Genomic DNA, 23,769 nt, shown 5'->3' on the forward strand with positions numbered 1-23,769 from the left:
ATGCAATTATATATTCTGAAAGAAAATAAACCATATAAGGAAGTTAAGCTTGAAGGAATAAATGGTATATATAAATATAAAAGTGAAAGAATAGAAAGTGGTTCTTATTCTTTTTATGTAGTAACAGAAGGGAAAAATTTTAGTGTAGTATATTCACATACTGCACCTTTTGTTAATATATTTGAGGCATATTTAGAAGAAAATTCACGACCTAAACCTATAACAGGTTTTCAAAAAAATATAGATATTTCTATTGAAATAGACATGAATCAAAGAAAATTTCGTATAACTAAAACAAAATTTACAAAATTTGTGACCAAATTTTCTAAAAAAATAGATAAAATTGCTGTAGCAGGAACTTTCAATAATTGGCAAGCAGATTATTCATCATGCACAATAAAAAGTGATACTGAGGTTGAAACTGTACTAGACTTACATAATGGATATTATGAGTATAAATATATAATAAATGGTGTATGGGAAGAAGGAAATAATAGAAGATTAACTGTTGGTGAAAATGGTAGATTATTTGAAGAAGGTAAACTTGGGACAGGGAAATTTGTTTATGAACCTTTAGATAAAGCAGATAATATTAGAGCTATAGCTTATGATATTAATAAGATATCAGATATTGAATATGAATTCACTCTAAGAACACAATTACATGATGTACAAAGAGTATATATTTGTTTAAAAAATAAGAAAACAAAATTAGAAATAATAAAAGAGCTAGAAAGATTCAGTGATTATACAAATCATTTTGATTATTTTAAAAGAATAGTATCTTTTGATAATGAAAATTTTGAAGAAGATTTAGTTTTTATTTTGGAAGATGCGAATAAAAAGGCATATTTTGATGGAAATGATTTATTTTTTGAAAAAAAAGAAGAAAATATAAGCCTAAATAAGGACACAATAACTAATTTTTTCTATATTCCAGCTTGGACGAAAGAAGCTATATGGTATAATATTTTTCCAGATAGATATTACAATGCAGATCCATATAATGATCCCATTTTTAATGAATTGGGACCTGAAAGTTTTAGCATAAATAGATTGCATGAATATAAATTTATAAATTCATATAAGTGGAAATTAAATAATATACAATTAGCAAAATTTGATAGAAATAGATGGACTTCTGATTTCAGCGATAAAACTAATTGGGAAAAAATAGCAGAACAAGATCAAGCTTATGAATTTAAATATGCAAGAATGTATGGAGGAGATTTACTTGGAATAAAGGAAAAAATCCCCTATATGAAAGAATTAGGAATAAATGCAGTATGGCTAAATCCAGTATTTTTTTCTTATCAAAATCATAAGTATGGATCAAATGATTTTAGACATATATCGCCTGATTTTGGTACTATAAGAACCACAGGTGAAAAACATGGAGTATATATTTGCGATACACAAAAAACATATATTGATGTTTTAGGTAAAAATGCGAAGCATAACTCAGAATTAAAACTACTAGATGTTCAATTAGTTGGTAAAAATAAAGGGAAAAATGGATATTTGGAAACAGAAGATCCTAAAACTTGGGTTTGGACTGAGTCTGATTTGATAATGGTAGATCTAATAAAAGAATTTCATAAAAATGGAATTCGTGTAATTTTTGATGGAGTATTCAATCATAGTAGTGAAAGACATTGGAGTTTTGAATTGGCATTGGCACAAGGAAAAGATTCAAAATATGCAAAGTGGTATAGACATATAGATTTTACGAATTATAAGCCGATAACTGATGATATGACAGAAGAAGAAGCATACAAAACTCTTATATACAACAAAAATAATATAGATTATACTTGTTGGGCAGGGTTTAGAACTTTACCAGAGTTTGATACATTTAATATAGATTACAAAGAATATATATTTAATATAGTAACAAAGTGGATGTTAGGACCAGATGGAGTCGCTAGTGATGATTATAGTTATGATGATGGTATAGATGGTTGGAGATTAGATGTACCTAACTGTTTAGAAAATCAAGACTTTTGGAAAGAATTCAGACAAGTAGTAAAAGGCTGCAAAAAAGATTCATATATTACTGGAGAAATATGGGTTAATGCAGGAGAAGATGTTTCAAAAGGTGAAAAATTTGACGCAGTAATGAATTATGAATGGCTAAAAGCCGTTATAGGATATTTCATTAATCAATCAAAATTTGGTGGTGTTTGCTACAAATTGAAAGCTAGTGATTTTTTCAATGAGTTAAGAGAAAAAAGAACTTGGTATCCTTATCAAGCTATACAAGCTATGCAAAATTTGAATGGTTCACATGATACAGATAGACTTTATTCAAGAATAGTAAATGATAGAATTGGTAGAGATATTGAAGAAGGAAAACAATTAGAAAAGGGATATAATGGTATAAGACCAGATCTTGCTTCTAATTATCATCCAAATACAACCATAGATTGGTTGCATTCAGAAATTAAGCCAAAGCAAATACTTAAATTAATTTCAGTATTTCAAATGACTTATATAGGTGCACCTATGCTTTATTATGGAGACGAAGTAGGAATGTGGGGAGCAACAGATCCTTATTGCAGAAAACCTATGCTATGGGACGAATATATGTATGATGATGAAAAAAATCCGTCATATATTAATAAGGGTGAAATATATAAACAAGAACCAGATCTTGAATTATTAGCTTGGTATAAAAAGATAATAGCAATAAGAAAAAATAATAAGGTTTTAGTTTATGGTAAGTTCAAAGAAATTTTAGCAGATGATGAAAAAGATATAATAATTTATGAAAGATATGATAAGAAAACTTCAATAATTTGTGTAATTAATAATTCATTTGAAAGTCAAAAAGTTACATTTAAAACTTATCATATGAATAAAGAATTTCTTGATTTATTAACTAATAATAAGATAAAAACAAAAATAGAGGGTGAAATGTGCATACAAATTAATCCTAAATCAGCAATGATACTAAAATTGAATAAGGAGATGAATATATGATACAAAAAGATTTAATAAAAGATGATTTATATGCAGCAGTTAATGGAGAATGGTTAAAAAAAGCAGTTATACCTGAGGATAGACCAAGAATAGGTGGATTTACAGACTTAGTTATAGGTGTAGAAGATACTTTAATAAAGGATTTTAATGAATTAAAAGATCCTAAAGATGTTCAAATGAAAGAATTTTTGAAATATTATAATATGACAAAAGATTTCAAAACAAGAAATAAAGATGGTCTTAAGGATATAAAGAAATATATAGAAAAAATTGAAAAATTAAAAGATTTTTCAGATTTACAAGAACTTAATAAAGAATGGACTTTAAAAGGTTTTGACTTACTTTATGATTTTTCAGTATATCCAGATATGTCAGATGCAACTACAAATGTATTATATTTAGGAATACCTTCAATTATTTTACCAGAAAAAGGTTACTATGATGAAAATAATGAAGATGGAAAAAGATTAATAGAAGTCTATAAGGGAATGTTAGATAAGATTTTAGACATTTACTCTTATTCAAAAGAAGAAAAAGAAAAATTAATTAATAATACTATAACTTTCGATAAAATGATGGCAAAATATATCAAGACTTCAGTAGAATTAGCAGATTATCCAAAATTAAATAATCCTAGAACTATGGAAGAAGTAAATAAATATTCTAAAGTTTTAAATTTTGAAAAAATAGTTTTTGAATTAATAGAAGCTAAACCAGAAAAAATAATAGTTGAACAACCTGTATTTTATGAAGCATATAATGAATTTGTTAATGAAAATAATTTTGAATTAATCAAAAGTTGGCTTATAATTAAATTGATACTAGGTGAAAGTTCAAATCTAACAAGTGAACTAAAACAATTAGGAGGAATCTATGGTAGAGCCTTGTCTGGAACAAGCAAGGAATTGCCTATAGAAAAATATGCATACTATCATGCAACTTCTATGTTCTCTGAAGTAATAAGTGTATATTATGGGGAAAAATATTTTGGAAAATTAGCAAAAAAAGATGTAAAAGAAATGGTTGAAAGTATGATAAAAGTCTATGAAAAAAGACTTAATGAAAATACTTGGTTGAAGGAAGAAACTAGAAAATATGCTATTAAAAAATTAGAAACTTTAGAAATTTTAGTTGGATATCCTGAAATATATGATGAAGTATATAATAAGTTAAAAGTAGATGAAAATGATACTTTCTTTAATAACACAATAAAAATGACAGAAATATTTGTGAAACATGCTCTTGAAAAATGGAATAAGCCAGTAAAGAGATTAGAATGGGGAATGAGTTCAAATACAGTTAATGCATACTATAATCCTTCATTAAATCATATATGTTTCCCAGCTGCGATATTACAAAAGCCATTCTATAGTCTAGACCAAAGTAAGAGTGAAAATTATGGAGGTATAGGGGCAGTAATAGGACATGAAATTTCACATGCTTTTGATAATAATGGAAGCCAATTTGATGCTGAAGGTAACATGAAGAATTGGTGGACAAAGGAAGATTATGAAATCTTTGATAATAAGGCAAAAGCAATGATAGAATTGTTCGATGGAATAGCTTTTGGAAAAGGAAAGATAAATGGTAAATTGACAGTATCTGAAAATATAGCAGATGCTGGTGGATTAAGTTGTGCCTTAGAAGCATTGAAAAATAGTGGTGAAAATAATTATCAAGACTTTTTCATAAATTGGGCAAGAATATGGAGAATAAAAGCAAGACCAGAATATATGGACATGATTATTAAAATAGATGTACATGCACCAGGAGAATTAAGAGCCAATATACAACCAAGAAATTTAGATGAATTTTATAAGGCCTTTGATATAAAAGAAACAGATAAAATGTATTTAGAACCTAAAAAAAGAGTTAATATTTGGTAAGGGGTAAGTGAATGAATATAATAGAAGCTATAAAACAAAGAAAATCTATTAGACAATTTACAAAGCAAGAAGTTAGAGATGAAGATTTAGAAGAAATAATTGAATTGGCAAGAAGAGCACCTAGTTCAGTTAATGGGCAACAAATAAGTTTGATTTATACAAAAGATAGGGATATTATTGAAAAAATTGCTCATTTAAGTGGAGGACAAGCACAAATTTCAGATTGTTCAGTTTTTGTATCAATAATTGGTGATTTTTATAGAGATAGAGTTTATCTTGAAAGTGTTGGAGAAAAATTAACCGATGATGTACAAAGATTGAGAGATGTTATAGCTACAGATGCTGGTATAATGGCAATGGTGCTTAATTATGCGGCAATGGAAAAGGGCTATGGTTGTACCATAATAGGAGGAGTTAAACAAGCAACAGAGGAGATTGCAGAAATACTTGGTTTACCAAAAGATACATATATTGCTTTAGGATTAACAATAGGTGTACCTACATCTGAAGCAAAAGCTGGTACAATGAAACCTAGAATAGAAAAAAAAGCTTTTGCAATGCAAGATAGATACAATAAAGAAGTGCAAACTATGGCAGTAAAAGAGTATGAAAAAGAATTAGATAATTGGTTTAAATCAATAAATGTTAACCAACCTTTATATGGTGAGGTTATAAAAAGATTTTATTCTAAGTAGGGGGTTTTCTAATGGAAGAAAGATATGAGTTAAACAAGAATTTAGCTCAAATGTTAAAAGGTGGAGTTATAATGGATGTTTCTACACCAGAACAAGCTAAAATTGCAGAAGAAGCAGGGGCCTGTGCAGTAATGGCCTTAGAAAGAATACCAGCTGATATTAGAGCGGCTGGAGGAGTTTCTCGTATGAGTGATCCAGCAATGATAAAGGGTATACAAAAAGCTGTTTCTATACCAGTTATGGCTAAAGCAAGAATAGGGCATTTTGTAGAAGCACAAATATTAGAAGCAATAGAAATAGATTATATAGATGAAAGTGAAGTGTTATCTCCAGCAGATGACAAGTTGCATATAAATAAAAGAAAATTTAAAGTACCTTTTGTTTGTGGAGCAAGAGATTTATCAGAAGCATTAAGAAGAATAAATGAAGGAGCTTCAATGATAAGAACAAAGGGAGAACCAGGAACTGGAGATATTATTCAAGCAGTAAGACATATGAGAAAAATGACAGAACAAATAAGAACAGTACAAAATATGGATGAAGATGAACTATATTTCTATGCAAAAGAATTACAAGTTCCATATGATTTATTAGTTTATGTACATAAAAATGGTAAGTTACCAGTTGTCAATTTTGCAGCTGGTGGTATAGCAACTCCAGCAGATGCAGCACTTATGATGCAATTAGGAGCAGAAGGAGTATTTGTTGGATCAGGAATATTTAAATCAGGAAATCCAGCTATAAGAGCAAAAGCAATAGTAGAAGCAGTAACAAATTATAACAAACCTGAAATTCTTGCAAAAATATCAGAAAATTTAGGAGAAGCTATGGTAGGTATTAATGAAAATGAAATAAAAATACTTATGGCTGAAAGAGGTATATAAAAATGGTGATTGCAATTTTAAGTTTGCAAGGGGCTTTTTTAGAACATGAAAAAATATTAGATAAATTAGGTGTAAAATATTTTGAAATAAGAAATAAAAAAGATTTGGAAAAACATTTTGATGGTTTGATATTACCTGGTGGCGAAAGTACAACAATGGGTAAATTATTACATGATTTGGATTTATTTACAGAATTAAAGCAAAGAATAGAAAAAGGACTTTGTGTATTTGGAACTTGTGCTGGAATGATACTTTTGGCAAAGAAAATATCTAATGATAAAAGAGTTCATTTTGGATTGATGGATATAGAAGTAAAAAGAAATGCATATGGAAGACAATTAGGAAGTTTTAGAACAGTGGAAGAATTCAAAGGTATAGGTGAAGTTCCAATGGTATTTATAAGAGGACCCTATGTTGAAAAAGTAGCAGATAATGTGCAAATTTTATCAAAGGTTGATGGTAATATAGTTGCAGTTAGACAAAAAAATATGCTTGCAACAGCTTATCATCCAGAATTAACAGAAAATACTAAGGTTCATGAGTATTTTATTTCTATGATAAAATAAATTAAATAAATAATGAATTTATAGGTGGTAAGTTTAAACTTGCTACCTTTATTTTTTTATTAAAATGTGCTATCATGTTAATTAAAAGGAGATGGGAGAGTTGAAAAAAATCCTTATATTATTCTTATTACTCGTATCATTATTGACTTATACAAAAGAATTCAGAGTTATAAGCTATAATCTATATGGAGGAAGACTTACTGATCCGATTGAATTAGCAGATAGTTTAAAAAAATATAGCCCAGATTTTTTGGCATTTCAAGAAGTTGATAAAGAAACTTTTAGAAGTAATTTCTTAGATTTTACCAAAGAAGTTGCAGATAGATTAGGATATAAGTATTACTATTTTAAAAAAGCTTTAGATTTTCAAGCTGGAGAGTTCGGGATATCTTTTATATCAAAATATCCTGTAGACGAAATCTATACTAAAGAATTGATAAATTCAGAAACAGCTAAAGAAAAAAGACAGCTTATAGTAGCTAAATTTAATAAATCTATTTTTTCAAAAAATTTATGCATATTTAATACGCATTTAACCTATGATATAGAAGATAATGCAAAGCAAGTAGATGATTTATTAACTGTAGCTACATATATTAATGGGGATATGAAAATTATATGTGGAGATTTTAATTTATTACCTAGTACAAAAGAATATAAGAAAATAGTAGAAAAATTTAATGATACCTATAATAATAAAGATGAAAAAAGAATAGACTATATTTTTACTAGCAAAGACCCTGATATTAAGGTGTTAGATGCTAGATTTTTAGACTTAAACTTATCTGATCATAAGCCGTACGAAGTCATACTTGATATAAAATAGAGGAGGAAATGTATGAAGAATAAAAGAATATGGACAAAATTAGCAACAGTACTTTTGCTTGGGTCTTTAGTAGCATGTCAACCAGGTAAAAGAAGATCAGAAATGGGAAGTAAAAATTTAAAATTATTATTCCCACAAATTTATGAATCAAAAGAAAAAGAAATTAAGGGTGGAACTTTTAAGGTAGGTGTTACAAGCTCAACATCATTTAGTGGTTTACTTAGTCCTTTAATTCAAACTACTGCATTAGATGGAGAATTTAGCGGACCAATAGACGCTCCACTTTTTGTGCCAGGAAAGGATTTCAAGGTTAGTGATAAAGGACTTGCTAAAATTGATGTAGATGTCGATAATAAAGTAGTTACAGTGACATTAAGACCTAATTTGAAGTGGGATGACGGTCAACCTATGACTATAGATGACTATATCTTCACTTATGAAGTAGTAGCACACCCTGATTATACAGGTGTTAGATATGATGAAAGTGTTCAACAAGTAAATGGTATAAAAGATTATCATGAAGGTAAGGCAAAAACTATTAGTGGTTTAGAAAAAGTAAATGATACAACTGTTAAAATACACTTTAATAAATTAAGTCCTGCTGTATATAATGGTGGTGGAGGTCTATTATCTTTCATAGCACCTAAGCACGATTTAAAAGATGTGCCAGTTAAAGATTTAGAAAAATCTGAAAAGACAAGATTAAAAGTTGTTGGTGCAGGACAATATAAGATAAAACAAATAGTTCCTGGTGAAAGTATAGAATATGTACCAAATGAATATTACTATAAGAAAGATGAAATACCAAAAGTTGATAGCTTAATTAAAAAAATATTGCCAGATAATGCATTATTATCATCAATGAAAAATGGTGAATATGATGAATATTCTAGTGTTCCTTCAGATCTATATCAAGAATATAAAGACTTTAATAATTTGGTTGTTTTAGGAAGACCACAATTAGGATACTCATATTTAGGTTTCGATTTAGGACATTGGGATGCTAAAAAAGGAGAAAATGTAACAGATCCAGATAAAAAGATGGCAGATATTAATTTAAGAAAAGCTATGGGATATGCTTTGAATGTAGAAGAAGTAATAAATAGTTTCTATAGTGGTCTAAAGACAAGAGCAACTGGAGTTATACCACCTGTATTTGAAAGTATATATAATTCAAAACCAAGCATAACATACAATGTTAAAAAGGCTAATGAATTATTAGACAAGGCTGGATATAAAGATGTAAATGGAGATGGAATAAGAGAAGATAAGAATGGAAAACCATTAGAAATAATATTTGGTATGACAGCAAGTGGAGATATTGCAGAACCATTAACACAAAAATTCATACAAGACTGGAGAAAAGTAGGATTGAAGGTTAGCCTTGCAGGAGGTCGTTTACTTGAATCTAATAGTTTCTTTGAAAAATTACAATCAAATAATAAAGGCTTCGATATTTGGATGGCAGGTTGGTCAGTAGCAAGTTCTCTAGATTTAAATGGAATATATGGAAATCATTCTAAGTTCAATATTGCTAATCTTGCATCAGCAAGAAATAATGAATTAATTGATAAAGTAAATTCATTAGAAGCATTAAAAGATCCTGAATATAGATTAAATGCTATTAAGGAATGGGAAAATAACTACATGGAAAATGAATTAGGATTCTTACCACTATGGTTTAGTTATGAATTATTCCCAATTAATAAGAGAGTTAAATTTGAAACTTGTAAGTATGATAATACTGATTTGGGTCCACATCCAACAGCAGTAACTTCACAACAAACTTTGATGGCTAAATAGTAAATATAACGGTAGTTCGAAAGAACTACCTTTTATTTGAATTATAGTTAAAAAAGTAAAGTTTAAATTAATTCAATAGATATTGTTATAATTTAATAAATATATCCCTTAGGTTAAATAAAGGGATATTATTTTTTTGTAAAAAAAACAAAATTAAATAAAAAAATTGATATAATTTGTTGATTTTCACAAAAAAAGGAGAACTATGATGAAAAAAACTATGATATTATCAATTTTTATAGCTTCTACACTATATGCAAGTACAGAAGGAATGGTAGAAGCGTTTAATATTAATGAATACAACATAAACACGAATACATTTAAGTCTAAGAAAACTGGAATTAATGCAGAGTTTGGTGCTGCAGGTTTTAGAATAGGAACTAATTTAGTAGCTAAAAATAATTTTACAGAATTCAAATCGAGTACAGCCTATGTTCAATATACAACACCAAGATATATGGGTGTTAATGCGAGGATAAGAAGTAAATATTCATTTGAAACTCAATTAGAACTAAATACAAAATTAAGCTATATGCCTAAAAATGACTTGGAAATAAGTTTAGAAAGTACGATAAATCCTACAGTTAATGGTAAGGACTTAAAATATAAAAATATACTTACTGAAAAATCAGAAAGTATAGATTATAAGGCAATATCACATGCATATAAATTAGAAACAAAATATAAGAATGAAAATGTTGAATTCATAGCAGACCTTCTATTTCAACACATATACTCAAAACACACTGAAGAAAAAACAGATAAAATAAAGCAATTAGAAGATAGAATAAATATGCTAGAAAAAGTTGTTCCTTTACTAGAAAAAAAGAAAGAGTTAAGCGATAAAGTAACTGAATTAGAAAATAAATTGAAGATTGCAAATAATGCTTCGCAAGCAAAAAAAGATATAGATGACAAAATTAATAAAATTAATACTGAATATGAAAAACAAAAACAAGATCAAGAATCTCAAGTAAATGAAATAAAGCAAAAATTACAACAAGCAGAAACTGAAAAAAAAGAAAAAGAAACTAAACAAGAACAAGCAGAAAAAGAATTAGATAAGAAAAAGCAAGAATTAAATATAAATAAATTAGAACAAGATTTAGCTAATGCACAAAGAGAAGAAACAGAAGCAAAAACTGCAAAAGAACAAGCAGAACAAGAATATAGTTCTTTAGAAAAAGAAAAAGAAAATATTGAAAATCAAAAACAAGAAATAGAAGAAAAAATACAAGCTAATGAAACAGAAAAGAAAAAAATAGAAGAAGCAAAAAAAGCTTTAGATGAAATAAATAGAAAATTTGATGAAGAAGAAAAAAGGCTTAATGACATATCCGAAGATAATAATAGAAGTAAAGAAGAAAGAGAAAAAGCAAATAGGGATAGATATAAATTGATAGGAAAACACCATGAAGATTTAGCAAAAATTGGAGAAATTGACGGAAAATTAATGAGAAACGAAGAAACATCTAAATCATTAAAAAAAGATCAAGAACAAATAGTAAGACAGATAGAAGAAAAAAAAGAACAATTAAAAATTAAATTGCAAAATAAAGAGCAAAAAGAACAAGAGCATGAAGATAAAGAAAAAGAAAAAATAAAAAAACAACAAGAAATTCAAACTAAAAGACAAGAACTAACAGAAAAACAAAATGAATATGAAACTGCAAAACAACAGTTTGAACAAGCTGAAGAGAACTATGATTCTAAAAATAATGAGTTGAATGCTTTACAACAAGATATGGAAGTTAAAGAAAGAGAACATGAAGCTCAAATACAAAAATTAAATAAAGATAAAGCAGATGTAGAAGAGGATTTCAATAAAAAAGATCAACTTAGTTCTGAACTTGCTGAAAAGAAAAAAGAAGTTGAAGTTAATAAGGCAGAAATTGAAAAGGTGGATAAAAATAACTTGACTTTAGAAAAAGCTAAAGCTGAGAAAGAAGATAAATTGAAAAATAAGGATAAAATTATAGAACATCATAAGGTAAATCCTTATAAAGTTGTTTCTAATGAATTTTATTTTGGAACTAAATTGGGACTTAAGTATAAAAAGAATGATTTTGGATTTGAAGGTAATTTAATTGCTGGTGGTGCATATAAGGAAAAAGAAAAGGATGATGAGAGAGTTATTGAAATGTATGCTCTTTCTAAACTTGAATTAGCGATGAATTATAGAGTTGCTGTTGCACCTTTCCTATACTTAATACCCGAAGTTGGCGGAATGGTTAAGGTTGATGAGGTAGACTTTAAGAAAATTCCTGAAATTGAGTATAATATAAGTCCTAAGGTTGCTATTGAATACAAGCCTATAGATAAGTTTACATTTAGGGTAGAAGCTGATGTTAAAAATAGCTTTAAAAATAAAAACTATATTGACAGTGTAGTTAATACAAATTTAAATATTAAATATGTTTGGTAGAAAGAAGATGCCTTTGGCATCTTTTTTAGTTAGTACATTTATGATATAATTAGTCTATGAAACAAGGAGGAATATATATGAAAAGTCTTAGTATAGCACCATCTTTATTATCAGCAGATTTTAGTGATTTAAAAAATGAAGTAATAGCAATAGAAAAGGCAGGAGCAACACATTTACATCTTGATGTAATGGATGGTGATTTTGTTCCTAATATTACCTTTGGTGCAGGGCTTATAGCTGCAATAAGAAAACATACAAAATTAATATTTGATATACATATGATGGTAACTAATCCAGAAAGATATATAGAAGATATGGTTAAAGCAGGGGCAGATAGTATAACTATTCATGCAGAGGCTACTAAACATTTGGATAGGGTTGTTAATTTGATTAAGTCTTATGGAGTGAAAGCTTGTGTAGCTCTTAATCCATCAACACCAATATCAACAGTAGAAAATATTGCTTATGCCTTGGATATGATATTAGTTATGTCTGTTAATCCTGGATTTGGTGGTCAAAAGTTTATACCTCAAGCTTTAACTAAGATAGAAAAATTAAGAGAATTATATCCTAATATTGATATAGAAGTTGATGGTGGAATAAATGACAAAACAGTTAAATTAGTAAGAAAGGCTGGAGCTAATGTCATAGTTGCAGGTTCATATGTATTTTCAGGAGATTATAAGCAAAGAATAGAAAGTTTAAAAGATGAGTAAAAATATAGAAGAGTATATAAAGGATTTCTATAATCTATATCACAAAGTTGAAAAAGCTAATGTGGATAAGGGTATAAGATGTTTGACAGCTAATGAAGTTCATATTATTTGCTTAGTAGGTGAAAAGGATACAACTGTTAATGATTTGGCAGATCAATTGGATATTACAATTGGTAGTTTATCAAAAGCACTGAGTAAATTAGAAATGAAAAAATTTATTTTTCGTGAAAAACTTGAAAATGATAGAAGAAAAGTAAGGGTTAATTTGACTACCAAAGGAGAGTTAGCCTTTAAATATTACACAAAGAGTGATAAAAATGTATTGACTAATATTCTAGAAGATGTCGACAAAAAAAAATTAAAAGTATTTTCTGAAGTCTTACAAAAATTAATAACTAATCTATATTTTTTGAAAAAAGATATAGAACCTACTATGCTTAGTCAATGTAAGTTGAATAATAAGCTTATTATATATGACATTAAGGCTACGGATGAACTTTTAAATTCCTTTATAACTCAAAAAATTACAATAGGTAGAGAAATAAAGCTTATAGAAAAAAATGAAAATACTTTAACTATTTTAATAGATAAAAAGAAAAAAGTTTTGACAAAAGAAGAAGGACAATATATTTTTTGCATTAAAAAGGAAAAAAGATGATATATTTAGATACAGTTGGAATAAAATTTTTGGCTAATGAATTGAATGAGAATTTGAAGGGAAATAGGATAAATAAGATAAATGCATATGACAAAAATTCTTTTTCTATTTTTTGTGGCAAAAAAAACATATATTTTGATAATAGCTTAACAGCTATAGTTTTTTTGAGTAGTAATAAATTAAGAAATACAGAATATACAAGTTCTTTTATACTTAAATTAAAAAAATATTTAATTGGGGGATATATAAGGGAAGTATATGCAAAAAAAGATGATAGAATAATTTGTTTTAAGCTTGAAAAAATGGATATAGTTGGAAAGTTAGAAAAATATGAATTAATTTATGAATTATTAGGTAAAGAAGTAAATGTTTTATTGGTAGATAAAAATAGAATGATTTTGGCAAATATGTATGTACATTTGAAAACAAAAAGAAAAAATATAGCAAATTCTAATTATATTTTTCCAGAGCCTGTAAATAAATATGGGAAATATATGGCAAAATTACCCAATGAACAACTAGAAAAGTTTGAAAAAACTTATGAAGCCTTAATATTTTCAAATGGACTTTTGACATATAATAAATTTTTAGATATGCCTTATGAAAAATTTTCTAGTTTAAATGAAGCTTTAACTGAATATTTTTTAAGAAATAGTAGTATAAGTAGTGTAGAGAATAAGAAAAGAAAAATATTGAAATTTGTTTTGGGGAATATAAAGAGAATAAAGAGTATACAAAATAAGATAGATAAAGATATAACTAAAAATTTAAATTATGAAATATATAAGCAAAAGGCTGATATTCTTTTAGCCAATTTATATAAAATAAAGTCAAATACTCAAGAAATTACTTTGTTGAATTATTATACAAATGAGAATATAACAATTAAATTAGATAATAGTTTGAGCCCTTCAAAAAATGTAGAAAAATTTTATCAAAAATATGCAAAAGGTAAAAGAACGATTGAAATATTAAATAAAAGAAAAGAAGAGCTAAAAAAAGAGTTAGAATATTTTATTGAACAACAACATTATGTTGAAATAGAAAATGATATTTTAGGTTTGGAAGAAATAGAAAAAGAACTAGGTATAATAAAGAAAGATAAAATAAGAAGTACAAAACAAAGTAAAAGAGAGCTATATTCTGTGGAATATAAGGATGCAATAATTTATGTTGGTAGAAATAGTTTTGAAAATGATAAACTAACATTTGAAATTGCTAAATATAATGATCTCTGGTTACATATTAAAGATGTACCAGGACCGCATGTTATAATAAAAGCTACTAATATTACAGACGATATTATAGAATATGCAGCAAAATTAGCAGTTAAAAATTCAAAGAATAAGACTTATGGTCTTGTTGACTATTGCCTAAAAAAATATGTAAAAAAAATACATGGAGCAAAAAAAGGGCAAGTTATTTATACAAATTATAAGACTATAATGGTGGAGTAAAATATGAAAAAAATTAAATTAAGCCCATATATTTTAATACTATTATCATTTGCAATAATGATGTTTTTAGGAGCATTGTTACTTTGCTTACCTTTGGCACAAATTAGTGGTAAGAGTGGTAATTTTTTAGAAAATTTATTTACTGCTACTTCTGCACTTTGTGTTACTGGTTTGGTTGTTAATGATATAAGTATAACATATACTATTTTTGGTAAAATAGTGATACTTATTTTGATTCAATTAGGGGGCTTGGGAGTCTTGACAGTATCATCAATGGTAATACTGAGCATTTCAAGAAAAATGGGTTATTATACGAAAAAGATAGTAAGTGAAGATATAAATTATAATATATTAACAGAAATACCAAGATATTTAAAAAATGTATCTATAGTGGTTTTTGGGATAGAATTTGTTGGAGCAGTATTGCTATTTTTTGAATTTTCAAAAAAATTACCTTTTATACAAGCAGTGGGATATTCAATTTTTCATTCAGTATCAGCTTTTTGTAATGCTGGTTTTGCACTATTTTCTAATAATATGGAAAATTATACTGGGAATATTCTAATTAATTTTGTAATTACCTCATTAATAATTTTAGGTGGTTTAGGTTTTGCAGCAATACTTGATGTATATAATGTTATTAAAAAAACAAGAAGAAAATTATCAACAAGTACATATCTTGCAATAGCAATGACAATATTTTTAATTTGCTTCGGTGCTATTATGACCTTTATATTAGAATATTCAAATAAAGGAACAATAGGTAATCTTAGTTTGCATGACAAATTATTAAGTTCATATTTCCAAAGTGTAACTTTGAGAACAGCAGGGTTTCAAACTGTAGATTTAGCTACTTTGACAACACCAACAATAATTATTTACCTATTTTTAATGTTTATAGGTGCATCACCAGGTTCAACAGGTGGGGGTCTTAAAACAACAACTTTAGGTATTTTGCTCTTAGGGGTTATGAATGCTATAACAGGTAGGGAAGATATAGAGTATAGAAGAAGAAGATTATCTTGGCAAACTTTTAATAAGGCTTGTGCTATATTAATGCTTTCATTATTCTATCTTTTTGTAATGATAATAATTATGAGTATATTTGATAGTTCAAAAGGATTTTTACCTTTACTATTTGAATTAATATCTGCCTTTGGAACAGTAGGGCTTAGTATGGGCGTAACAGCTAAATTATCAATAATTAGTAAATTAATAATAATATTGACTATGTACATAGGTAGGGTAGGACCTTTAACAATAATGTATGCCTTATCAAAAAAGAAATATAGAGAAGGGAAATATAAATATCCAGAAGAAACAATATTAATAGGTTAGGAGAGAAAATGAAAAATTATTTGGTCATTGGTTTAGGTAAATTTGGAAGAGCTATAGCTAAAACTTTATATGAAAATGGTAATGTTGTATTAGCATTAGATTCTAATGAAGAATTAGTACAAAAAATATTAGATGAGGGTATAGTAGAAGATGCTATAACTCTTAATGCAACTGATGAAAATGCATTGAAAAATATAGTAAAAGATAGTTTTGATGGAGCTTTTGTTTGTATAGGGAATAATATACAAGATAGTATTTTGGTAACTTTGATGTTAAAAGAATTAAATATGAAAAATATTATTTGTAAGGCTGAAACAAAAATCCAAGGAAAGGTTTTGGAAAAATTAGGTGCTGATAGGGTAGTTTATCCAGAAGAGCTAATAGGTGAAAAAATTGCATATTCAATTATGAGACCATCAGTAATAGAATATTTTAAATTTTCTGATGAATATTCTATTGTAGAAATAAAAGTTCCTAAGAACTTTGTTGGAAAAACATTGGTTGAATTGAATTTAAGACATAGATTTTCAGCTAATGTTATAGCTATAAAGAATGCAGATGAAATGAAAACACCTAGTCCAGAATATGTATTCAAAGAAAGTGATACTGTTCTAGTTCTAGGGAAATTAAATGATATGGGAGAATTAGTAAAATGAAAGAATATGATGTAATTGTTGTTGGTGCAGGACATGCTGGTATAGAAGCAGCTCTTGCTTGTGCAAGATTAGGTCAAAAAACAGCAATGTTTACAATAAGATTAGATAATATTGGAGAAATGTCTTGTAATCCATCTATAGGGGGACCTGCTAAAAGTCATTTGGTAAAAGAAATAGATGCTCTTGGTGGAGAAATGGCTAAGAATATGGATAAAAGTTTTATTCAAATGAGAATATTAAATACTAAAAAAGGACCAGCAGTTAGATCACTTAGAGCACAAACAGATAGAAAAGTTTATGCTAATAATATGAAAAAAACGGTAGAAAAGCAAGAAAATTTGGATATAATTCAGGATATAGTTACAAAAATTCTAACTGAAAATAAAGTGATAAAGGGTATAGAAACTAAAAATGGTTTAATATTTAAGACAAAGAAATTAATTTTATCAACAGGGACCTTTTTAAATGGTTTGCTATATGTTGGAGATAAAATTTTAGAAGGTGGAAGAATGGGTGAACTTAGTGCTAAAGATTTAACTAAGTCATTAATAGAATTAGGTCTTGAAGTTAGAAGATTTAAAACTGGAACTTCACCTCGTATTGATGGTAGAACAATAAACTTTGATATTCTTGAAGAACAACCTGGAGAAAAAGGAAAGGCACTAAAATTCTCTTTTTCATCAAAAGATGAAGATATTTTAGAAAGAAAACAATTATCTTGCTATATTACAAGAACAAGTGAAAAAACACATGAGGTAATATTAAATAATCTTGATAAAGCACCTATGTATAATGGAACTATACATAGTACAGGACCTAGATATTGCCCATCAATAGAAGATAAAGTTGTTAGATTCAGTGACAAGGACTCACATCACCTATTTTTAGAACCAGAAGGTTTTGATACAACAGAAGTATATATCAGTGGTTTATCAACAAGTTTTCCAGCAAGTTACCAACAAGATATGGTTAATTCTATAAAAGGAATGGAAAACGCTAAAATAATGAGATATGGTTATGCAGTAGAATATGACTTTGTATCAGCCCAAGAATTAGACTATACCTTAGAAACAAGAAAGGTTAAGGGTCTATATTTAGCAGGGCAAATAAATGGTACCAGTGGATATGAAGAAGCTGCAGCCCAAGGTTTAATGGCTGGAATTAATGCAAGTTTAGCTTTAATGAATAGAGAACCTTTGATACTTTATCGTAATAGTTCATATATTGCAACTATGATAGATGATTTGATTAATAAAAGAATAGAAGAACCTTATAGAATGTTTACAGCTAGATCAGAGTATAGATTGATACTAAGAGAAGATAATGCAGATTTAAGACTTTCAAAATATGGATATGAAGTAGGTTTAGTGGATGAAAAAACTTATGCAAAAGTATTAGAAAAGGAAAAAATTGTAAAAGAAGTAATAGAATTTTTAGATAAAACAAATGTAGGTATAAGTAATATAACCTTTGCTAAATTACTGGAAAAATATGAAGAAAGTTCTAAAAGTGGTGTAACATTAAAAGAATTTTTAAGAAGACCTAAGGTTAGCTATCAAGATATAAAGGATATAGTAAAAGAAATGAATGTAGACTATAACCTAGATTTTCGTGATGATATAGAATATCAAATTGAAGTTACTGTAAAATATGAAGGATATATAAAAAAAGCAGCTCAAATGATAGAAAAGGCTAAAAAATTTGATGAATGGAAAATACCAAAAGATTTCAATTATGATGCAATGAAGGGAATAACAGGAGAAGCCAAGCAAAAATTAAAAGAAAAGAAACCATATAATTTGGGACAAGCAGCTAATATTTTAGGTGTAACACCAGCAGATATAGCAGTATTGATAATGTATTTAGATGGTAGGTTAAAATGTTAAATGAGAAATTAGAAAAATATCTTGAACTATTAATTGAAAAAAATAAAGTAATGAATCTGACAGCTATTAGAGAAAGAGAAGAAATTATAGACAAACATTTTTATGATTCTATGCTTTTAAATGATTTACTTAAAGAAGATGATAAAAAAATAATTGACATAGGAACTGGGGCAGGCTTTCCAGGCTTAGTACTAGCAATATTAAATGAAGATAAAAAATTTCTATTAGTAGACTCAGTTAAAAAAAAGATAGATTTTATTAACGAAGTTATAGAAAGTTTAGAATTGAAAAATGTTGAAACTTCTAGTGAAAGAGCAGAAGAATTAATAAAAAATATGAGAGAAAAATTTGATGTTGGTTTATGTAGAGGAGTAGCAAATTTAGCTGTTATATTAGAATATGAAATTCCTTTTTTAAAAGTTAATGGAAGATTTTTAGCACAAAAACAAAATATATGCGAAGTAGAACAAGCAAGAAATGCACTTAGTATTTTAAAATCAGAAATAAAGGCTATACATAAATTTAATTTACCACTTTCAAAGGATGAAAGAGTTGTAATAGAAATACAAAAAAAGGGTAAAACAGATAAAAAATATCCTAGAAAAGTAGGAATACCAAAGAAAAAACCATTATGAGAATAAAAAAGTAAGTATAAATAAAATTAATGATTACATAAAAAAAATATATTTTACATTTCACATTTTTTTGGGTATAATAACTTAACAGTTATGAAAGTAGGAGGGAAATTCATATGAAGGTATCCAAAATAATTATGAGTATAATGTGTATTTCAGCTTTTTTTTCTTGTCAACCAGGGCAAAAAAAATCTGCTAAAGCTGAAAAGGTAAATTTACTATTTCCACAAACATGGGAATCTAAAGAAAAAGCAATTAAAGGAGGAACATATAAGGTAGCGGTAGTTAGTCAATCACCTTTTATGGGACTTTTTAATGAAATTTTAGCTAATTCAGTAGTAGATACTGCATTTTTAGACCCTATAAGTGCACCTTTATTTACAACAGGTAAGGATTTTATAGCAGATGATAGAGGACTTGCAAAAATAGATATAGATGTAGATAATAAAATAGTTACTGTAACTTTAAGAAATAATTTGAAATGGGAAGATGGTCAACCAATGACTATAGATGACTATATATTTACTTATGAATGTATAGGAAATCCTGATTATACAGGTGTTAGATATGATTCAGGTTTAGAACAAATCAAAGGTATGAAAGAATTTCATGAAGGTAAGGCAAAAACTATAAGTGGATTGGAAAAAGTAAATGACAATGTAGTTAAGATACATTTCTATGAATTAAGTCCAACTATTCGTACTTTAGGTGGAGGTATTTTTACTTCAATAATTCCAAAACATTATTTAGCAGATGTTCCGGTTAAGGATTTAGAAAAATCTGATAAAGTAAGATTACATCCAATTGGAGCAGGGCCTTGGAAGATTAAACAAATAATACCAGGTGAAAGTGTTGAATATGTACCAAACGAAAATTATTATAAACCAAATAATATACCTAAGGTAGACAAAATGATAATGAAGATATTACCAGACAATTCATTATTATCATCAATGAAAAATGGAGAATTTGATTATTATAAACAAGCAGGTACAGCACTTTATAGTGAATATAAAGATTTGAATAATTTGGTTGTTTTAGGAAGACCTCAATTATCATATTCATATTTAGGATTCAATTTAGGACATTGGGATGCTAAAAAAGGAGAAAATGTAACAGATCCTAATAAGAAAATGGCAGATATTAATTTAAGAAAAGCAATGGGTTATGCAGTTAATTTAGAAGAAATTGCAACAAGCTTTTTCAATGGATTACAAACTAGAGCTACAGGTGTAATACCACCAGCTTTTGAAACTCTATATACACCTAAGGAAAGATTTAAATATAGTCCTGAAAAAGCTAATGAATTATTGGATAAAGCAGGATATAAAGATGTAGATGGAGATGGAATAAGAGAAGATAAAAATGGAAAACCACTTGAAATATTCTTAGCTTTCCCTGCAAGTGGTGATATTGCAGAACCATTATCACAAAAATATATACAAGATTGGAGAAAAGTAGGTTTAAAGGTTTCACTTACAGGTGGAAGATTAATTGAAGGTAATTCATTCTTTGATTTACTTGATAGTAATTCAGATAGTTATGATATTTGGTTAGCAGGTTGGTCAGTTGGAACTTCAATGGATATTAATGGATTATACGCAAGAAATGCAAAATTCAATATGTCTAGAATAACTTCAAAAAGAAATGATGAATTAATGGCAAAAGTTAATTCAACACAAAGTTTGAAAGATCCTGAATATAAAGCAAAAGCTTTAAGGGAATGGGAAGATAATTATATGGAAAATGAACTAGGATTTTTACCATTATTATTTAGATATGAATTATTCCCAGTTAATAAGAGGGTAAAATTTAGTAGTATTGTCTATGATGATTCAAATATTAAGGATGTACCATTAGAATTAACATCACCAGAACCTTATAGACAAAAATAAAATAAAATGATAATATATATACAAGTTTTAGATAGAGGAGCATTAAATAATAGTACAGTAGGGAGATGGCAATCTATGAACTATTGGAAAGGAGATAATGCCGAAACACTAACAAGGCATTGTTAGTAGTTGGGAATATGGGAAATACCCATATAACTGCCATTGAAAATGGGTGAGCTATCAAGTGTATATTCCTATATACTGATAGCTAGTCTATCAGTTTTTTTATAGGAGGGATTAGCTTGAAAAAAATTATTGCAATATTATTTATGTTATTGAGTTTGATAGCATGTAATGTTGAAAAAAAACAAGTTTTAAGAGTTGGTATGGAAGTAGGTTATGCACCATTTAACTGGTTTCAAGAAACAGGTGAAAATGGAGCAGTTAAAATATCAACTGGATATGCAAATGGTTATGATGTTAAAATAGCCAAAATAATAGCAGAAAAGTTAAATATGAAATTGGAAATAGTTCCAAGTGATTGGGATTCATTATTAGGACCAGCTGTTAATTCAAATAAAATTGATTTGGTAATAGCAGGTATGTCACCAACAGAGGAAAGAAAAAAAAGCTTAGATTTTACGAAGGCTTATTATAATTCTGATATAGTTATTGTAGTGAAAAAAAATGGAAATTATACTAAGGTAAAAAAATTAGAAGACTTATCTACTGCAAGATTAACAGGTCAATTAAACACTATACACTATAGTCTATTAAGTCAAATAAAAGGCTTAAAAAAATTACCGGCTATGGAAAATTTTCCTAGTATGATAGTTGCACTTAATTCAAATAAAATAGATGGCTATATAGCTGAAAAGCCAAGTGCCTTATCTGCAAAATTTTCAGATCCTAATATAGATTTTATAGAATTTAAACAAAATGAAGGTTTTAAATATAACAAGGAAGAAATAAATGTTGCTATAGGTTTGAAAAAAGGCAATAAGACCCTATTAAATAAGGTGAATAAAGCTTTGAGTGAAATAAGTGATGAAAAAAAAGATAGTTTAATGGAAGAAGCGATAGCACAACAACCATTAAGTGGACAAAAAAATATGAATTTTTTACAATGGACAAAACAAATATTACAAACATATTGGAAAAAATATTTAGTTGGTACTCTTATAACTCTTTTTCTAGCAAGTTTTGGTACAGTAGTTGGAACCTTAATAGGAATGGTAGTAGCCTTAGTTAATACAAGCAGGGGCAATAAAGTATTAAAATTTATAAATTGGTTATACATTTTAATTTTTAGGGGTACACCAATGATAGTTCAAGCAATGATACTTTATTATGGACTTGGACAAATTTTAGGCATAAATCTAAAACCATTAACAGCAGCCTTGATTATAATATCTATTAATACAGGTGCATATATTTCTGAAATACTAAGAGGAGGAATTACTTCAATAGATAAGGGACAATATGAAGCTAGTACATCTTTAGGTTTTACACATAAGCAAACTATGATGTATATAATATTACCTCAGGCATTTAGAAATTCTTTACCTGCAATAGGGAATGAATTTATTGTGAATATTAAAGATTCATCTGTATTATTTGCAATAGGAGTTACAGAATTATATACAATATCTAAACAAGTGGCAGGAACTAATTTTAGATATTATGAAGTATTTTTAATAACTTGTTTAATATATTTTGTATTGACTACAATATTTAGTAAATTAGTAAATTATTTAGAAAAAAGATTGGATGGAGATACTTTATGAAAAATATATTAAGAGTTGAAAAAATAAAAAAGGTATATGGAACAAAAGAAATATTAAAAGATATTTCATTTTCTATTGATGAAGGAGAGGTAATATCAATAATAGGACCATCAGGTAGTGGTAAATCGACTTTACTTCGATGTATTAATTTATTAGAAGATATTACTTCTGGTCAAATACTATTTCATGGTGAAAAGATAAAAGCAAATGAAGAATATAGACAAAAAGTAGGTATGGTTTTTCAAAATTTTAATTTATTTGAAAATATGAATGTAATACAAAATTGTATGTTAGCTCAGAGAAAGGTTTTACATAAAAGCGAAAAAGAAGCAAAAGAAATAGCACTGAAATATCTTGAGAAAGTTGGAATGAAAGATTTTATAAATGCTAGACCAAAGCAATTATCTGGTGGGCAAAAACAAAGAGTTGCTATTGCAAGGGCCTTATGTATGAAACCTGAAATATTATTATTTGATGAACCAACTTCGGCACTCGATCCAGAAATGGTTACTGAAATTTTAAAAATTATGATAGAGCTTGCAAAAGAAGGTATGACAATGATAGTTGTAACACATGAAATGAATTTTGCAAAGAATGTATCAGATAGAATAATTTTCATGGAACATGGCTATATTGAAGTTGATGATAGTCCTGAAAATATATTAAAAGGAAATAATCAAAGAATAAAAGAATTTTTATCATAATAAAGGCTAAGGATTTTATCTCCTTAGCCT

At 27.6% G+C, this 23,769-nt stretch carries 18 protein-coding genes and 1 riboswitch; all 18 genes read left to right on the forward strand.

The window, feature by feature from the left end; all coding sequences use genetic code 11:
* A complete protein-coding gene (locus AWT65_RS00550; RefSeq protein ID WP_066728241.1) occupies window positions 1-2,982 on the forward strand; it encodes an alpha-amylase family glycosyl hydrolase in 2,982 nt (993 codons plus the stop codon).
* The gene (locus tag AWT65_RS00555; protein ID WP_066728243.1) at window positions 2,979-4,868 is read left to right on the forward strand and encodes a M13 family metallopeptidase; all 1,890 of its coding nucleotides are present in this window, start codon (window positions 2,979-2,981) and stop codon (window positions 4,866-4,868) included. Before AWT65_RS00550 ends, AWT65_RS00555 begins: the two co-directional genes overlap by 4 nt.
* Before the next feature lie 11 nt (window positions 4,869-4,879).
* Window positions 4,880-5,563 carry a nitroreductase family protein gene (locus AWT65_RS00560; protein WP_066728245.1) on the forward strand — a complete coding sequence of 228 codons (684 nt, stop codon included), beginning with the start codon at window positions 4,880-4,882 and terminating at the stop codon, window positions 5,561-5,563.
* Window positions 5,564-5,574: 11 nt separating this feature from the next.
* Window positions 5,575-6,447: a pyridoxal 5'-phosphate synthase lyase subunit PdxS gene (pdxS, locus tag AWT65_RS00565; protein ID WP_066728247.1), complete on the forward strand. Its 873-nt coding sequence runs from the start codon at window positions 5,575-5,577 to the stop codon at window positions 6,445-6,447.
* Between the two features lie 2 nt (window positions 6,448-6,449).
* Window positions 6,450-7,013 carry a pyridoxal 5'-phosphate synthase glutaminase subunit PdxT gene (gene pdxT / locus AWT65_RS00570; RefSeq protein ID WP_066728249.1) on the forward strand — a complete coding sequence of 188 codons (564 nt, stop codon included), beginning with the start codon at window positions 6,450-6,452 and terminating at the stop codon, window positions 7,011-7,013.
* Between the two features lie 100 nt (window positions 7,014-7,113).
* Entirely contained in the window at window positions 7,114-7,839 is a 726-nt protein-coding gene (locus AWT65_RS00575) for an endonuclease/exonuclease/phosphatase family protein (protein WP_066728251.1), read from the forward strand.
* 12 nt (window positions 7,840-7,851) lie between these two features.
* Window positions 7,852-9,642, forward strand: coding sequence for an oligopeptide ABC transporter substrate-binding protein (locus AWT65_RS00580; RefSeq protein ID WP_066728253.1), 1,791 nt, complete (start codon window positions 7,852-7,854; stop codon window positions 9,640-9,642).
* Between the two features lie 208 nt (window positions 9,643-9,850).
* Window positions 9,851-12,067 (forward strand): hypothetical protein, encoded by a 2,217-nt coding sequence (locus AWT65_RS06445; protein WP_066728255.1) that lies wholly within the window; start codon window positions 9,851-9,853, stop codon window positions 12,065-12,067.
* A gap of 77 nt (window positions 12,068-12,144) precedes the next feature.
* Entirely contained in the window at window positions 12,145-12,783 is a 639-nt protein-coding gene (gene rpe / locus AWT65_RS00590; protein WP_066728257.1) for a ribulose-phosphate 3-epimerase, read from the forward strand.
* Window positions 12,776-13,441, forward strand: a complete 666-nt coding sequence (locus tag AWT65_RS00595) for a MarR family winged helix-turn-helix transcriptional regulator (protein WP_066728259.1) — start codon at window positions 12,776-12,778, stop codon at window positions 13,439-13,441. Before rpe ends, AWT65_RS00595 begins: the two co-directional genes overlap by 8 nt.
* Window positions 13,438-14,898, forward strand: coding sequence for an Rqc2 family fibronectin-binding protein (locus tag AWT65_RS00600; protein WP_066728261.1), 1,461 nt, complete (start codon window positions 13,438-13,440; stop codon window positions 14,896-14,898). Before AWT65_RS00595 ends, AWT65_RS00600 begins: the two co-directional genes overlap by 4 nt.
* A gap of 3 nt (window positions 14,899-14,901) precedes the next feature.
* The gene (locus tag AWT65_RS00605) at window positions 14,902-16,236 is read left to right on the forward strand and encodes a TrkH family potassium uptake protein (RefSeq protein ID WP_066728263.1); all 1,335 of its coding nucleotides are present in this window, start codon (window positions 14,902-14,904) and stop codon (window positions 16,234-16,236) included.
* An 8-nt stretch (window positions 16,237-16,244) separates the two neighbouring features.
* The gene (locus tag AWT65_RS00610; RefSeq protein WP_066728265.1) at window positions 16,245-16,892 is read left to right on the forward strand and encodes a potassium channel family protein; all 648 of its coding nucleotides are present in this window, start codon (window positions 16,245-16,247) and stop codon (window positions 16,890-16,892) included.
* Window positions 16,889-18,778, forward strand: coding sequence for a tRNA uridine-5-carboxymethylaminomethyl(34) synthesis enzyme MnmG (mnmG, locus tag AWT65_RS00615; RefSeq protein ID WP_066728267.1), 1,890 nt, complete (start codon window positions 16,889-16,891; stop codon window positions 18,776-18,778). The genes AWT65_RS00610 and mnmG overlap by 4 nt, the downstream gene beginning before the upstream one ends.
* Complete coding sequence (gene rsmG, locus AWT65_RS00620) at window positions 18,772-19,413, forward strand: 16S rRNA (guanine(527)-N(7))-methyltransferase RsmG (RefSeq protein WP_066728269.1); 642 nt, start codon at window positions 18,772-18,774, stop codon at window positions 19,411-19,413. Before mnmG ends, rsmG begins: the two co-directional genes overlap by 7 nt.
* Window positions 19,414-19,529: 116 nt before the next feature.
* Entirely contained in the window at window positions 19,530-21,308 is a 1,779-nt protein-coding gene (locus tag AWT65_RS00625) for an oligopeptide ABC transporter substrate-binding protein (RefSeq protein WP_083497773.1), read from the forward strand.
* Window positions 21,309-21,332: 24 nt separating this feature from the next.
* Window positions 21,333-21,496: riboswitch (Lysine riboswitch) on the forward strand.
* A gap of 54 nt (window positions 21,497-21,550) precedes the next feature.
* On the forward strand, window positions 21,551-23,035 hold the full coding sequence (locus AWT65_RS00630) for an ABC transporter substrate-binding protein/permease (RefSeq protein WP_232292769.1): 1,485 nt from the start codon (window positions 21,551-21,553) through the stop codon (window positions 23,033-23,035).
* Between the two features lie 5 nt (window positions 23,036-23,040).
* Window positions 23,041-23,739 (forward strand): amino acid ABC transporter ATP-binding protein, encoded by a 699-nt coding sequence (locus tag AWT65_RS00635; RefSeq protein ID WP_157055031.1) that lies wholly within the window; start codon window positions 23,041-23,043, stop codon window positions 23,737-23,739.
* Window positions 23,740-23,769: the final 30 nt, after the last annotated feature.

It is taken from the genome of Sneathia sanguinegens (assembly GCF_001517935.1).
Taxonomy (GTDB): Bacteria; Fusobacteriota; Fusobacteriia; order Fusobacteriales; family Leptotrichiaceae; genus Sneathia; species Sneathia sanguinegens.